We start from the raw sequence: 15305 nt of genomic DNA, 5'->3' as shown, positions 1-15305 counted from the left end.
GTTGAAGTTAGAAAAGGGCCTTTCCCTTTTTCCAGGAAAGCGCCCGATTGTTTAGTAACGCTTACTAAGATAAACGAATATTGTGGAAAAATATATGGTCATTGATCATCCTTTAAAATGATTTATTTCCGTCACTATAAAAGGTAAGGCAATTTTAATATATTGTTCTACTGATAACGAACTATTATGTTTCCAATCCACTGAGGCTCCGTATATTCCCCAACTTAACACAGCGGCACCAATTTTTAAGGCTTCCGAATCTAGCTTAGACTGTTGTTTTAAAAGGAGAGAATAAAATACTTTTTCCAATTCTTTTTTTACTTTTGGTTCAATTATTGAACTAAAAGATGCATAACTCCTTCTACATTGTGTGTTTAATTGTGTAGTTAAGTTTGTATGAAACTGAGTTAATGTAACAAAGATTTTTACAATTGACTCTTCATTTAACTGATTATAATGGCTCAAGTTGTCCACAATGTTTTCTAATATATCTTCTGTAATGGCAGCATCCATTAAGTCGTATTTATCTTGAAAATGAGAATAAAAAGTAGCACGATTAACGGTTGCTTCATCTGTAATGTCCTTTATCGTAATATCCTTAAAATCTTTTTTAATAGTTAACTTTAAAAAGGCATCCATTAATAGTCTTCTTGTTCGAGTAATACGAGGATCTACTTTCGTATCTTGCATATTTATACCCCTCTTTCTAGACATAAACAACATTTTTCTTTATTTGTTGTTTAAGCAATAAAACGCCAAAACTGATGATTGAGAATAGATGAATTCTATTTTAGAATCAGTATACAACATCAGTTGTTTAAGCAAAAGGTGTTAGATTCAACATTTTTAATATTTGACAACTGGATGAATAGGTCAAGCTCTTTATAAATACGGAAAATATAATATTACGATTTTTTTCTTATCGATGAAATGCTAATAAAGGCTAGCTTACCTAAAAACAACTAAGAAGGAGTGTTTGAATATGACACAAAAAGTAGTAAAAAGAAAAGAAATTCTTGATGCGTTTAATTTTAGACGTGCTATAAAAACCTTTGATCCAACAAAAAAAATCACAGAGGAAGACTTTAATGTAATCTTAGAAGCAGCCCGTCTTTCACCAAGCTCAGTTGGCATGGAACCTTGGAAATTCCTCGTTGTCCAAAACCAGGAATTCAGAGAAAAGCTAAAAGAAATTTCTCCAGGCGCACAAGGTCATCTGCCAACTGCGAGCCATTTCGTTATCATTCTTGTAAGAACAAGCAAGGATACAAGGTACGACTCAGAATATACAAAAAATCAACTGCTTAATGTTTTAGGATATCCTGCTGAAATGTATGATCAAATTAAAGACACGTATAAAGAATTCCTAGAAGATCAACAAAACATCCTAGTAAATGATCGTACAATGTTGGATTGGGCTGGAAAGTCAACCTATATTCCCTTTGCCAATATGATGACTGTAGCAGCTTTACTAGGAATTGACTCTTGTCCAATAGAAGGGTTTTATCGTGATAAGGTACAAAAGCTTCTGGAAGAAGAAAACTTACTGGAGGATGGTCATTTAGCTGTATCGGCTATGGTTGCATTTGGATACCGAGCAGCAAATGAGCCTAAATTCCCTAGAGGAAGAAAAGACATGAAGGATATTGTGCAGTGGATTAATTAATGACTTCGGATAAGAGAGTTCTTTTTTAAAATAACAGATGCTAAGAACTGTAGAAACTAATCTACAGTTCTTTTCGTTCATTGGCTAAAATGCCCCCATTGTTAAACAAAGATAAAACATTGTACTTAAATTAACCTGCCCCTTTACTTCATAATCTTATTTATTAAAATATCAAGTCTTATTCCATAAAATGGCCCTTTAATTGAATAAAGCACTTATCTTATTCAAGAAAAGCGCCAGTTTGTTAAAGCCGTCTTCTCTAACAAAAAAACCAGCCCCGTTCGGAGCTGGTGTCTTATTATTCGTTAATCCGACGAATAACAAATATAGTATGTTTCTTATTTTGAGCTCCAGCCACCATCTACTTTTAAAGTTTGCCCAGTAATAAAATCAGATTCATTCGATGCTAAAAACAATAAAGTATGCGCTATTTCTCTTGGTTCACCTAATCTTCCCACTGGAGTAAGATCTATTAGCGCTTTTGTCATCTCTGGTGAAGCTGCTGCCATACCTGTATTAATAATACCTGGAGATACCGCGTTTACCTGAATATTTTTGTTTGCATATTCAATCGCTACTTGTCGGCTCATTGACGAAACCCCACCTTTAGCAGCAGTATAACTTGGCGCACCGTCTACACCAATATGTGCAGAGATTGATGCTAGATTGATTATTTTACCCGAACCATTTTTCTCCATTTCAGGTAAAACCGCTTTCATCCCAAGATATACACCTTTTAAGTTTACGTTAATGATCTTTTCAAAATTTTCTTCCGTTAAATCAACAATCTTCGTACCAACTTCAGGGATTCCTGCAATGTTACAAAGAATATTCACTTCACCAAATTCTTGAAGTGTTTTATTCAACAGATTTGTCCAGGATTCCGAACTTGAAATATCTGTCTCTACAGCTATCGCGCTTCCGCCAAGTTGTTTAATTTCATTTGCAATTTCTTCTGCTCCTCTAAGATCAGCACATACAACATTTGCACCTTCTTCGCTAAATCTTAACGCTGTTGCCTTTCCTATTCCTGACCCAGCCCCAGTGATTATTGCTACTTTATTTTTTAAACGCCCCATAATTAACATCCTCCTATTATAACGATATGTAATCGTTTTCATTGTTTATACACTTAAATTATATTGATAATAGGAACGCTTTTCAAAGCATATATAAGCATAATTTAACACTTCATATCAATATGCTAAGAAAAGTTAGTATAATGAACAAAGGGGGGATACAATGTTAAAAAAGTATAAGTATTTAGATAAGAGAATTATTAAAACAAAAAGACTATTAAAAAATTCATTTTTACAATTACTGCAAGAAGAAAAGTTCGAGGACATTTCAATTACTAGCATTGTAGAAAGAGCAAGAATAAGTCGTGTCACTTTTTATAATCATTATGCGAATAAAGAAAACTTATTAAATGAAATAATAGATGATGTAATAACTGACTTTGTAAATGCTTTTCAGGAACCCTATCAAACATATAATAATTTTAGTATAAAAGATGTAAAAACAACTTCATTACGTGTGTTTGACCATGTTTATAACAATGCAACTTTTTATAAAGCAATTGTACACACTTCTCTTTTAACTTTTTTTTCAAGTCAATTGACACTAGCTATAAAAAAATTAGGGGAAACGGATTTTAGAGTATCGGATTCTAAAATAAATCATGACTTATATACTACCTATCTAGCTTATGCCATTCCAGGATTAATCATTGAATGGGTAAAAGATGGCATGAAATATTCTCCAATTTATATGTCAGAGCAACTAATGAGTATTATGCTAATCTCACCAGAGCTAAGAATGAAAAAATTGTCATGAGATAATTATAAAATCCCAAACTACAAGAATGGTTATTTCTTAGCTTGGGATTTCCGTAAAACTGTTAAACTAAACTGCCCCATTAGTTTAAGTACATTTTTTCACAAACTCATCTAAATGTTAACATAAATATTCAGATTTATTAAAGTTTTACTCAACAATATGGCCCGATTGTTGAATAACTGATCTTCCTAATAGAGGAACGATAACTGATAATAAAACTCTAAGTACTTTAAGTATTATTTCCTCCAATTGTAAGCCCTTTTAGTGTTAATTGAACTTAAAAAGTCTATACACTCTTTTGGTAACATTAAGCGCTTAGCGTTGTAAATATGCATAAATCTGAGTCCCCTTTCTTCTTAGAAAAAAAGCACTAAATTTTAATGATAACATTGGGGGATTTTCATTCACTTAAAGTACCAAAACGCGAAAAGTTGGTGAAACTTATAAAATAATATTTTTTCTACTACTTTTACATCCTGCGTAATACCACGTCCTACTAGAATTACCTTCAAATTCTTTTGACACGTCCTACAAATACATTTACTTCTATATCTAAGATAAAAGAACTTCATGTAGCTCAATTTCTTTTGAACTTGATGCTGCTGGTATTTCCTCACCGTCCTCTTTTCTATTGTGTAGAGGTATCCTGTTAAAGCATCGCTTGGATCATTCTTTACTTTATTTGCTTTAAAAACTCAATTACAGTCCCCCATTTTTCTCCAGAATGTGTACGTATTGCATACTCTAATATAATTTCTTTAATAGCCATCCCTTCTTTCTTCTACCAAAAAAACAATTTATAAAAAGCAAACATGATATTAGAGATTACTTAAATCAATTATCTTTAAGTTACGAACGAACTATTATTATTAACAGGTACTTTTTACATATAAATACTTTTTATGGTAGTATATAACTACAGAAAGGTGGTTATATTATGGAGGAATTTGTAAAAAATAGAGGCATAAAAATTTTAACCCACTTCACACAAGCAGATAATTTAGAAAGTATTATTGAGATGGAATAGCTTTTAATAGAAATGATTTAAGTAGATATGATAATTTACAAAATTCTATATCATGTTCAGTTTCATTTCCTAATTATAAATATTTTTATAGATTAAGAATGAGTGATACCACTAAAGAATGGGCAGTTATTGCATTTAAACCATCACTTTTATGGGAAAAAGAGTGTATAATTTGTAATGAAAATGCAGCTAGAAGTTCAGTCAGTAATATACCCGTTCAAAACAGAATAGGATTAGATGTGTTTAAAAAAATCTTTGAAGATATTCCGGGAGTTTATAGTAGGGAAGAAACTGGAATTCCAGAAAGATATCCAACTAATCCTCAAGCGGAAGTACTTATACCTGATAAAATTGAACCTAAATACATTTTAGGTATATTTTTTGAAGACTATAAAACTTATAATAAGTATAAAAATAAACTTCCAAAAGAATTACTTAGAGTACAAACAACCCCCTTCAGACCAAGGATGGATCACAATAGATGGTAAGGAGATGATGTAATGGCAAATAGACCTGCATTTTTTGTTAATTTAGATAATGCAGAACATATCAAAACGATAAATTTTGATTTTGAGTGGTATGCAGGTTTTTCTATTAATCAAAAACGTAAATCTATACAATCATTACATGAATCTATTTTATATAAGTATCCTCAATTAAAAATACTTGAAGTATCTACTAAGTCAGAATGTGATTTGGGAGAAAAATTAAGTGCATTTAATTTAATGATTCATGGAAAAAATAACTTAGCAATAAGTGTAGAATCTGCGTTTCAGGGGAGTAAAGTATTTGAATATGGTGGACCGTTTACAGATATTTATACTAAAAGTTCAAAAGAAGCGAAAAAGGATCCTCGGATAAGAAATAGCGGAGAAATTGTTGGTTTTAAATTTTTTAGTAGAGAATTTGAACTCGAACCTAAAACATTCTTCTATGATTGGTTATATATTAATGCACTATGCCTGTACCCAAACCTTATTAAACAGGTATTAGAATATGATGTATTTACGGATATAGAATTCAATCCAGTAAAATCTATAAATTGTCAAGCTAAGTCTTTAGCCTTGTTTGTAAGCCTTTATAAAAAGGGGTTACTAAATGAAAATAATATTAAATCTAAAGAAGCATTTAAAAAAACTATTTCAATAAGCTCTGATTTAACTAAATATGATACTAATCAACAATTAACTTTGGATGATGAAAATCTAATTTAAGCAATTAGATATTATGGTAATTCTATAGTAAGGACATTATTAAGAGTGCTTAAAACTGTTTCCCTTTATAACAGATTTTTTATTCCTGTACTTCATAAAATACATATTTTATTGCTCTATATTAATTCACTACTTTAAATAGCGCTGCTTTTACAAAGGTAAATAACCGTATATCTCAACGTTATTTTCTTTATGAAAGTTAATTTCCGCACAATAGGAAAAAAAATATAATTCTAGAGCATCTTATGAAAAAGATGCGATTAGAATTATGTTTTTATTTTTTATTGTGCGTTATTAATATTTTTTTAGGGTTTGGGTTCGAGGATACCATCTTATGTTATATACAAAAAAAGGACTAAAATCTTGGTATAATTTCTTATATAAAACATACCAAAATTTTAGTCCTAGAAAATTATTTTTTTGAGATTTCCCATACTGTTGGACGTTCCCCATTTATTTTTATTTGAAAAGAGGTTAGGGAATATTCTAAATTACTTTTAATCAGTAGTTCTTTTATCTTTTTTAACCCTGGCAAATATTTCTGATGCTTAGGATAATATTTTAAGGAATGTATTTCCTCTCTAAATTCAGTTTGTTGAGATCCATACAGCTCAATCTTTTCTTGACCTTCTTTAAAAAGATTTTCTAGAATATTTTTTAATTCCTTATACTTTTGTTTAATAATTTTTGCATTAGGATACATATTTGAAAACATATTAGCAAAATATTCAATGGCTTCTTCAGCATCATGAATCTGTTCATAATACTCGATTTTTTCTTTTAAAAATGCTTTGGTGATAGGGTTAATCTTTTCTAACTTAACTGTTTTCATTCCAGTTTCAAATTCTCCAAATCCCCCAAATAGCTCAATATACTTCTCATTTGACTCAATTATTTTTGCATAATCCTCTTCATGAGTATAAACAAGCTCAATGTCCTCTAATTTCTCTTTTAAATCGTCTATATGCGTTTTGTATGGTCTTTTTACATAAAAAATAATATCAACATGAAAAGGTAGATTTTTTGCAATTCGAACCCTAGATGCAAATTGCTCAATTGTATTAGGTAGCTCAACACATTCATAACAGATAACAAAATTTCGTTCTGCTTCTATACTTACACCTACATCTAAAAATTTTGTAGTAACAAGAGCATCACATACTAACTTTCCATTGCTAACAATTTGATCTTTAACTTGCTCATCAATTGCACCCATATAACGTTTCGCTTCTTTATTGTGTTTAGATACAGCACAAGCAACCTCATACGCATCAAAATCCTTTTTGAAACCGTCTATTTGACTTGTTCTTGAAATTAGCTGTAATAATTGATAATTATTATTCAAATACTTCATTCTTAAATCAAGAAATTCCTCTTTATTATCAACAAGAAATATATTTCTCATATTATTATTATTTCTATCAACTTCCCTAAGTATATTAATTTCTCTATTTATATACTTTCCTAACCTAAGTACACTATTAGGAGTGCCACTTAAAGAAATTAATACGTTATGTTGTTCATTTAAATAATGACAGAAAATATATGCCCCATAATCATAATCACTAGCATCATAAATCAAATGTGCTTCATCTATAATTATATAATCATATTCTTCCATAATAACTTGATAATATTTTTTATAAAACCCCAATATGGATTGATACATAATTAATGTTAAATTTCCGAATCTATAAAGTGAATTTTCTTTATCATAATTCTTCAAATATTTTTCTAATAATTGATCTTTAAGAAATATACGATTACACAAAAATAATACCTTTTTATTATTCTTTTCAGCATATGGAACTAACTTTTCAAAAATAGCTGTAGTTTTACCACTACCACATTCAGCACCTATTAAATAAAAGTATTCATGCGTTAATTTATCAAGATATTCATCTGTGAATTCTTCTGAAATGTATTTTGTCATTTTCCTTCCTCCAAAACCTTATTACTGATTACAGAGTCCTTATATCTTAGGTTTTGAATTTGTAAACTAAAGACTTAAATCTTGGTATCATTTCTTATAAAAACAATACCAAGAATTAAGTACCTTCCTTATTATTCAAGAATTTGAAAATGTATTTATGTTTTCTAATTAAAATAAAAAAACTTTCAATTTTAATTTACATCCTCATTTATGAAGATATAACACCTTTGAATTAAATTGAAAGGGTGTTTTATTCATGAAGAATAAAGTATTAAAAAAGTCTAATCAGTACTATGGTTTGCCCGAGAAAGTACTAAAATTTAAAAAAATCAGTTCTAGATTTAAAAAGTCTCCTAGCCGCATGCATAGAAATATGCCTTGGCGTGTAACTGACGGTGTTAAATATCCCGTAATTATATATACAGTTGGTGTAAATGGAGAATTAATTTTTAAGGAAGTAATTACGTATGAATAATTATGAACTTCTAAATATACTAACTAAACTCTTTGATCAACATATTCAAGTTAAATCTTGGTTCACTTTAAAAGAAGGTGCAGCTTATGCTGGTGTATCATATAACACCTTTATAAAGTTTCGGGAAATGGGATTAAAAATAGCGGAAGTAGAAGGAATTAAACGTGTATCACGTAAAGAAATTGATACATTTTTAGAAAATCATAGCTTTTAGCTCTTTGAAAATGGAATTGCCTTTAAAATCATTACAAGTATAATGGTTCTATAGGTAATTCCTTTTTTTATGCTCTTACAACGCACTCTAAAAGGAGAATTATCATGTCAAAAAATTCAGCAACACCTATTGAAGCCTATACATTAAAGAACGGTGAAAAGCGTTACCGATTCCAAATTTATATCGGTACTGATCCATTAACAGGAAAAGAAAAACGTACAACTCGTTCAAACTTTAAAACACAAAAAGAAGCAAAAGTAGCTTTATCACAAATTAAATATGAAATTGACAAAGGTACATTTCAAAAGAAGTCTTATGATACTTATGGAGAACTCTATCAAGTATGGATTGATAACTATAAAAATAGCGTAGAGGCTAGTACATATCGTAAAACGCTTGGTATTTTTAAGAACCATATACTTCCAGCAATGAAGGGATATCGTATTGAGAAGATTACAATTGACGTTTGCCAAAAGCATGTTAATGAATGGGCGCATAAACTAAAAAATTTCCGCGCTACAAAATCATACGCTTCTTTAGTTTTAGATTTCGCAATAAAGCGCGGAATTATCCAAACTAATCCATTCAATTTAGTGGAGACGCCTACAGCTATTTCAAAGAAAAAAGCTATGCAGCAAGAAGAACGAGAGGAAAATTTCTATACAAAAGATGAATTAAATCACTTCTTAGCTTGTTTAAAGAGTGAAAATGATTTCAAAAAGTATACTCTTTTTCATGTATTAGCTTATACAGGAATGCGTAAAGGTGAGCTATTAGCACTTAAATGGACTGATATCGATTTTGATAACCATGAAATTACGGTAAGTAAGGCTATTTCTTTAGATGATACGAATAAAATTTACTTAAAATCAACGAAAACAGGTAAAACTCGAATCATTAGTATTGATCCAGCAACTGAAAACATCTTAATGCAATGGAAAAAAAAACAAATGAAAGATTGTATAATGCTAGGATATAATGCTAAAAGTAAAACTCAATTAGTCTTTAACAATAAATACAATAGCTATATGCAACCATCACTTACACAAAAATGGTTAAAAAAAATAACTGATACCTATGAGCTTAAAACTATCACCACTAATGGATTCCGTCACACCCATTGTTCATTACTCTTTGAAGCTGGAGTAACAATTAAAGAAGTACAAGACCGTTTAGGTCATACAGACGTTCAAACAACAATGAACATATACGCTCACGTATCAAAAGAACGTAAAACTTCAGCGATTGATAAGTTCGCTCATTATTTAGCTAACTAGGATGAAAATTAACTACGTTTTCTCCTACGACTTCCTACGAAATCTCCTACGAGTCATTTGATATTCATTGAAACTCAATGAAAAAGAAAAAGTGCCAAAACCCTTATATATCAAGGATTTTGACACTCATTGAATTCTTATGAAATGCATTGTATGGAGACGGTGGGAGTCGAACCCACGTCCAGAAGCTCCAATACGCCGGCTTCTACGCGTGTAGTTTGTCTACTTGCAATTCGCGAGTTCTTATGCCGACAAACAGGCGTCCGAATCGCTAACCTGGAAATCTCTTACCGTTGACTCAGGTGGTGCCAACGATCGTATCCCACTTAAGTTGAACCCAGCGTAGTCTACATGGGCGATAGACAGGCTGAGTGCTACGCGCTATTAAGCTGCGAAAGCGAAGTTTTGTTGTTTGCCAGTTATTATATAACTTCCGTTGTTGACGAAGACGAGACCTCCGACGCGCGACCAGAGCTTGAACCACCCCTGTCGAATCCGTAACGTCCCCGAGTTGTAGTAAACCCGAGTTAAGTTCGGAAAAGAGCTATAAAAAGCTGCTCTTTAAAACGTGTACCGTATGAGTAGATACACACTGGCTAGTACAGTCAATTATATGACAAACTGGCTAAGCTTGCAAGTAATTCTGCTTCTCTCGTACACTGCCAATATATTCTTAGCCTTGTTTATACAACTGGTTGCGGTAGTCTACCGGTGTGACCCCGTGGAATCGCTTGAACAGTTGCGTAAATTCAAAGTAACCGTTCAATCCGATCATTTTTGAAATTTCCTTGAAGTCCATTTGTGTATCTTCCAGTAATCCTTCTGCTTTGTGTAATCGAACTTTTGTAATATATTCTTTTACCGGCATCCCGACTTGCTGCTCGAAAATACCATTATAGTCCGGATACTCATCGGCAATTATCTCTTCAACCAATGCCAAACAATGGGCATGTACACTATACTTTTCAACTAAAATAACAACTTTATCGACCAATTCTGCGTTGCGTAATCCATTCACTTGTGGAAGTCCTCCTACGTATGCTAATGCCATTGACTAAAACACCTCAGATTCTGTTATTTCAACCTTGCTTTTACTCCACTTTACATGTGTACCCCCATCTTCTCGATTAAAAACCACCTTTTTTGCCCGAAAAAAAGAGATGTGTTAAAAATAAACAAATTCGTTTAACACATCTCTTTTGATCAATCTATAAATGCCATTTAGAATAACGGAATTCCGCTTACTGCTGGCGGTCCTTGAAAGCACGTTCCATATCACGCTTCGCTTCTTTTTTCTTCATATCATGACGTTTATCGTAATCTTTCTTACCTTTTGCAAGACCGATTAGTAACTTCGCATAGCCGTCTTTAATGTACATTTTCAGCGGAACAATCGTATAGCCATCACGCTTTACGGCACCGATTAATTCACTGATTTGCTTTTTATGTAAGAGCAGCTTGCGTTCACGTAACGGGTCATGGTTGTAGCGGTTCCCTTGGTCGAATGGCGAAATATGCATATTTTTTACCCATGCTTCCCCACCCGTAACACTAATATACGCTTCCTTCAGCTGGACACGGGCACCACGTACGGATTTAATCTCCGTTCCTGTCAGTACCATTCCTGCTTCAATTGTTTCTTCTATGAAGTAATCATGGCTCGCTTTTTTGTTTTGAGCTAAAACTTTCCCTGCGCCTTTTGCCATTCGTTTTACACCTCTATTTTAAAGGTAGAGAGCTATGATGCCGAAAATGCATCATAGCTTCACACCTTACTATTTCTTTTTACTTTTTTTCTTTTTACCTTTTGCGATGCCTTCGTAAAACTTCGGCTTATCACCTGATTTACCTTCTTTTCGGCGACCGCGTGGATCACGGTCAGATGAGCCTGAACGTTTTGCTTTTTCAGGGCGTGCCTTGCTTCCGCCACGTGATTTGCGGTCACGTTTTTCGCCTGTACGCTCATCATCTTTTTTGCGGCCGTCTCTGCGACCTGCATGGATGACTTTCGATGTTTGGCGACGAGACGGACGTGGGCTGCTCACCATATCGACGAATTCAAAGTCGACCGAAGATTCCTCAATCACAACATTCGCCACACGGATTTTCACTTCATCCCCGATGCGGAACTGGCGGCCGGTACGCTCACCGATCATCATCATCTGACGGTCTTCAAAGCGGTAGTAATCGTCCGTCATATTCGAAATATGAATAAGACCTTCCACCGTATTTTCAAGCTCTACGAAAATACCGAAGTTCGTGATCGATGATACAATCCCTTCGAACTCTTCACCGATTTTATCGGACATGAACTGCGCTTTTTTCAGTGCATCTGTATCACGCTCTGCTTCAACGGCACGACGTTCACGACCAGATGTATGGTCCGCAATTTCATCCATTACCGCGCTCCATTGCACAACCGTTTCCTTCGATGTATCACCATTAATAAGATACGTACGAATTAAACGATGAACGATTAAATCCGGATAACGACGGATTGGTGATGTGAAGTGCGTATAAAACTCTGTCGATAAACCGAAATGGCCTAATGACTCGGCATAATATTTCGCCTGCTGCATCGAACGCAGCAGCATTGTTGAAATAACCGGCTCTTCCGGCAAGCCTTCAATCGAACGAATAACTTCCTGTAATGCTTTCGGATGTACCGAGTTTCCAGTACCTTTTATCATAATACCAAAATTTGTAACAAACTCAAAGAAACGTTGCAGTTTTTCCGGCTTCGGATCTTCGTGAATACGGTATAAGAATGGCAGCTCCATCCAGTGGAAATGCTCAGCAATCGTTTCGTTCGCTGCAAGCATGAACTCTTCGATCAGACGCTCTGCAACAGTACGTTCGCGTAACACGATGTCAGTCGGCCAGCCGTCTTCATTAACGAGTACTTTCGATTCCTTGAAATCAAAGTCGATTGCACCGCGAGACATACGTTTGTTGCGTAAAATTTGCGCTAAATCCGCCATATCTCTGAACATCGGCACTAAACTTTCATAGCGCTCCATTAATTCCGGGTTTTCATCCGGATTTTCTAAAATGTTATAAACATCCGAATACGTCATACGCTCCGTCGTTTTAATGACACTTTGGAAAATTTCATGCTTCACCACTTGCCCAGCTTGGTCGATTGTCATTTCGCATGACAATGTTAAACGGTCAACTTGTGGATTTAATGAACAGATTCCGTTCGATAAACGGTGCGGAATCATCGGAATTACGCGGTCCGTTAAGTAAACAGAAGTCGCGCGTTCATACGCTTCCTGATCGAGTACAGAGCCTTGTGTCACATAATAACTAACATCGGCAATGTGTACACCAAGCTTATATGTGCCATTGTCATTTTTCACAACAGTCACGGCATCATCCAAGTCTTTCGCATCGGCACCATCGATTGTCACGATCACTTCATTGCGAAGGTCACGGCGCCCAACTAAGTCCTGTTCGGAAATCTCGTCCGGTACATCGACTGCCGCCTGGACAACCTCTTGCGGGAATTCTGGCGGAATATCATATTTATAAAGAATCGATAAAATGTCCACACCCGGATCATTTTTATGACCTAAAATTTTCGTGATCATCCCTGTTGCAGATTTCGTCGCATCCGGCCAGTGCGTTACTTCTACAACGACTTTATGTCCGTCGACCGCACCCATTGCGTCCTCTTTTGCGATAAAGATATCCATATTTAATTTTTTATCATCTGTAACAACAAAACCAAAACCGCGATTTGCCTGGTATGTACCTACAAATGATGTTTTGCTGCGTTCAACAATTTTTACGATCGTTCCTTCACGGCGGTCACCTGATTGTTCCTTTAATACACGTACGAGCACGGTATCTTCATTTAACGCACCATTTACTTCATGTGCCGGGATGAAAATATCGTCCATTCCTTGTTCTTCCGGTGCGACGAAACCGAATCCTTTCGCGTTACCGATAAATCGGCCGCGCAGTAAGTTCATGCGTTCCGGTAAACCGTAGCGATTTGAACGAGAGCGAACGATTTGTCCTTGCGCTTCCATTTTTACGAGTGTTTTCACTAACTCACGGAACTCATCCGCTTCTTCTAATTCAAGAACATCTTCAATTTCCGATACGGTCATCGGTTTATAGCCATCGTCCTTCATCATATCGAGGACGCGCTGTTGTAATTCATTTTGTTGTGTCATGTATTATTTCCCTCCTTTGAACAGAAAATAAAGTTTCTTACGTTTTTGTGGTTTTGGAATTTACTTTACGTTATGGTAACCGTGGATTTCCAATTCACAAAGCTTCGTAAAAAACAAAAATTTATTCACACCATTAGACTATCCAATCTAACGAATTTAAAAACGTGAGAACTTCTTCATGAAGCTGGTCTTTTTCTTTGTCGAGTGTGATGACATGGCCCGAATGCTCATACCAGCTGATTTTTTTGTCGATCGATTCGACGGTGTCATAAATAATATTGGCTGAATCGGGGTTAATGACTTTGTCGTTGCGCGCTTGGATCACTAAAATCGGCGCATACAGTAAGTCGATTGTCTCTCGTACATCGTAAATCAATTGCTGCAGTTCAGGCAGTGATGCCATTCCTTGCTGCTTGATCGCTTCAATCTCTAATTCAATTTCCTGTTCACTTTTACCTTGTTGTTTTTTATATTGTTTTGCATATTCAAGTACGCCTTCAAACATAATGTCTGTCGTGCGCATTGTCATCGGCGAGCACATTGTGACAACGCCTTTTACCGGATGACTTGTCGCAAGCTTGAGTGAAAATACGCCACCGAGCGATAATCCTGCAACGGCGATTTCTTCATAGCCTGCTTCTTTTAATTGTGTATACCCGTTTTTTACATCTTGCCACCATTCTTCGGGATTTGAGACAATCAGTTCTTCTGGCGGAACACCATGTCCTTTATAATGTGGGGCAAGCGATGTGTAGCCGTGCTTTTCCAAAAAGCGTCCAAGTATCCGCACATCTGCCGAACTTCCTGTAAATCCATGTAATAATAAAACCGCTCTCGGTCCTGCCTGAAAGAAGAACGGTGAAGACAAAGCTGTTTTCATACACGTGGCTCCCGTCTTGTTCCATAATATGAAGAATACGATCCAATCACACCATTGAATCTTCAATTAATTACGCCTCGGCGTAATTGCGTCTAGATTCGTCTTTGTGCTTGCACAAAGAACTCCTTATCGAATCTATGACATCCGCCGGAGGCCTTCACATCTTTCAGCGAGTGATGTACACTCGCTGAAAGATGTGAAGAACTTTCCATTTCTTCTATTATACTGCGTTTAAGCCCACACTAAAAGAAAAAGCCCAACCTAGCATTAAATGCTTGGTTAGGCGTTTAATTTCAATCTAATTTTCAATCGATTAGAATTTCGTAATTGCTAAAGCTAATACGAAGAATGCAACAGAAAGAACGATTGTTGTGCGGTGTAGGACTAGATCCATTCCGCGAGCTTTCTGTTTACCAAATAGTTGCTCAGCTCCACCAGAGATGGCACCTGATAAACCAGCGCTTTTACCTGATTGTAATAATACAACAACGATTAAGGCTATAGCTACGATAATAAGTAATACTGAAAATAACGTATGCATTTGCTCCACCTCCTAAGTATGGACGTCACAATACAAAATAGTATATCAAAATGAG

15 protein-coding genes and 1 other RNA gene are annotated in these 15305 nt (G+C 34.7%); 7 read left to right on the top strand and 9 right to left on the bottom strand.

What is annotated here, in order from left to right; genetic code table 11:
* Positions 1-105: 105 nt before the first annotated feature.
* Positions 106-690 carry a TetR/AcrR family transcriptional regulator gene (locus tag ACQKN3_RS17055; protein ID WP_427713511.1) on the bottom strand — a complete coding sequence of 195 codons (585 nt, stop codon included), beginning with the start codon at positions 688-690 and terminating at the stop codon, positions 106-108.
* 292 nt (positions 691-982) lie between these two features.
* Here ACQKN3_RS17055 and ACQKN3_RS17050 point away from each other — a divergent pair, with 292 nt between their 5' ends.
* A complete protein-coding gene (locus tag ACQKN3_RS17050; protein ID WP_427713509.1) occupies positions 983-1666 on the top strand; it encodes an NAD(P)H-dependent oxidoreductase in 684 nt (227 codons plus the stop codon).
* A gap of 338 nt (positions 1667-2004) precedes the next feature.
* On the opposite strand, the gene ACQKN3_RS17045 is transcribed toward ACQKN3_RS17050, so the two are convergent.
* Positions 2005-2745, bottom strand: coding sequence for an SDR family NAD(P)-dependent oxidoreductase (locus tag ACQKN3_RS17045; RefSeq protein WP_427713507.1), 741 nt, complete (start codon positions 2743-2745; stop codon positions 2005-2007).
* A gap of 163 nt (positions 2746-2908) precedes the next feature.
* On the opposite strand from ACQKN3_RS17045, the gene ACQKN3_RS17040 reads away from it, so the two are divergent.
* The 3 genes from ACQKN3_RS17040 (at position 2909) to ACQKN3_RS17030 (ending at position 5746) form a co-directional block, all read left to right on the top strand.
* Positions 2909-3502, top strand: a complete 594-nt coding sequence (locus ACQKN3_RS17040) for a TetR/AcrR family transcriptional regulator (protein WP_427713505.1) — start codon at positions 2909-2911, stop codon at positions 3500-3502.
* A gap of 1026 nt (positions 3503-4528) precedes the next feature.
* A complete protein-coding gene (locus ACQKN3_RS17035) occupies positions 4529-5020 on the top strand; it encodes a DarT ssDNA thymidine ADP-ribosyltransferase family protein (RefSeq protein ID WP_427713580.1) in 492 nt (163 codons plus the stop codon).
* A 12-nt stretch (positions 5021-5032) separates the two neighbouring features.
* Positions 5033-5746, top strand: coding sequence for a DarT1-associated NADAR antitoxin family protein (locus ACQKN3_RS17030; protein ID WP_427713502.1), 714 nt, complete (start codon positions 5033-5035; stop codon positions 5744-5746).
* 412 nt (positions 5747-6158) lie between these two features.
* Here ACQKN3_RS17030 and ACQKN3_RS17025 read toward each other — a convergent pair whose 3' ends face one another.
* A complete protein-coding gene (locus ACQKN3_RS17025; protein ID WP_427713499.1) occupies positions 6159-7679 on the bottom strand; it encodes a DEAD/DEAH box helicase family protein in 1521 nt (506 codons plus the stop codon).
* Between the two features lie 256 nt (positions 7680-7935).
* On the opposite strand from ACQKN3_RS17025, the gene ACQKN3_RS17020 reads away from it, so the two are divergent.
* The 3 genes from ACQKN3_RS17020 (at position 7936) to ACQKN3_RS17010 (ending at position 9645) form a co-directional block, all read left to right on the top strand.
* A complete protein-coding gene (locus ACQKN3_RS17020) occupies positions 7936-8154 on the top strand; it encodes a hypothetical protein (RefSeq protein ID WP_427713497.1) in 219 nt (72 codons plus the stop codon).
* Positions 8147-8368, top strand: coding sequence for a DNA-binding protein (locus ACQKN3_RS17015; RefSeq protein ID WP_427713494.1), 222 nt, complete (start codon positions 8147-8149; stop codon positions 8366-8368). Before ACQKN3_RS17020 ends, ACQKN3_RS17015 begins: the two co-directional genes overlap by 8 nt.
* A 104-nt stretch (positions 8369-8472) precedes the next feature.
* On the top strand, positions 8473-9645 hold the full coding sequence (locus tag ACQKN3_RS17010; protein WP_427713492.1) for a tyrosine-type recombinase/integrase: 1173 nt from the start codon (positions 8473-8475) through the stop codon (positions 9643-9645).
* Between the two features lie 151 nt (positions 9646-9796).
* Here ACQKN3_RS17010 and ssrA read toward each other — a convergent pair.
* From ssrA to secG, 6 genes are all read right to left on the bottom strand, one after another.
* Positions 9797-10153, bottom strand: a transfer-messenger RNA (tmRNA) gene (gene ssrA / locus ACQKN3_RS17005).
* A 165-nt stretch (positions 10154-10318) separates the two neighbouring features.
* Positions 10319-10696, bottom strand: a complete 378-nt coding sequence (locus ACQKN3_RS17000) for a helix-turn-helix domain-containing protein (RefSeq protein ID WP_427713489.1) — start codon at positions 10694-10696, stop codon at positions 10319-10321.
* Positions 10697-10886: 190 nt separating this feature from the next.
* A complete protein-coding gene (gene smpB / locus ACQKN3_RS16995) occupies positions 10887-11351 on the bottom strand; it encodes an SsrA-binding protein SmpB (RefSeq protein WP_251690278.1) in 465 nt (154 codons plus the stop codon).
* 69 nt (positions 11352-11420) lie between these two features.
* A complete protein-coding gene (gene rnr / locus ACQKN3_RS16990) occupies positions 11421-13829 on the bottom strand; it encodes a ribonuclease R (protein ID WP_427713485.1) in 2409 nt (802 codons plus the stop codon).
* 133 nt (positions 13830-13962) lie between these two features.
* Complete coding sequence (locus tag ACQKN3_RS16985) at positions 13963-14709, bottom strand: alpha/beta hydrolase (protein ID WP_427713482.1); 747 nt, start codon at positions 14707-14709, stop codon at positions 13963-13965.
* A 313-nt stretch (positions 14710-15022) separates the two neighbouring features.
* On the bottom strand, positions 15023-15250 hold the full coding sequence (gene secG / locus ACQKN3_RS16980) for a preprotein translocase subunit SecG (RefSeq protein ID WP_251690282.1): 228 nt from the start codon (positions 15248-15250) through the stop codon (positions 15023-15025).
* Positions 15251-15305 lie beyond the last annotated feature (55 nt).

The organism is Solibacillus sp. NPDC093137, from assembly GCF_050280445.1.
Taxonomy (GTDB): Bacteria; Bacillota; Bacilli; order Bacillales_A; family Planococcaceae; genus Solibacillus; species Solibacillus isronensis_B.
This window is presented reverse-complemented; position numbering and strand designations above follow the sequence as displayed.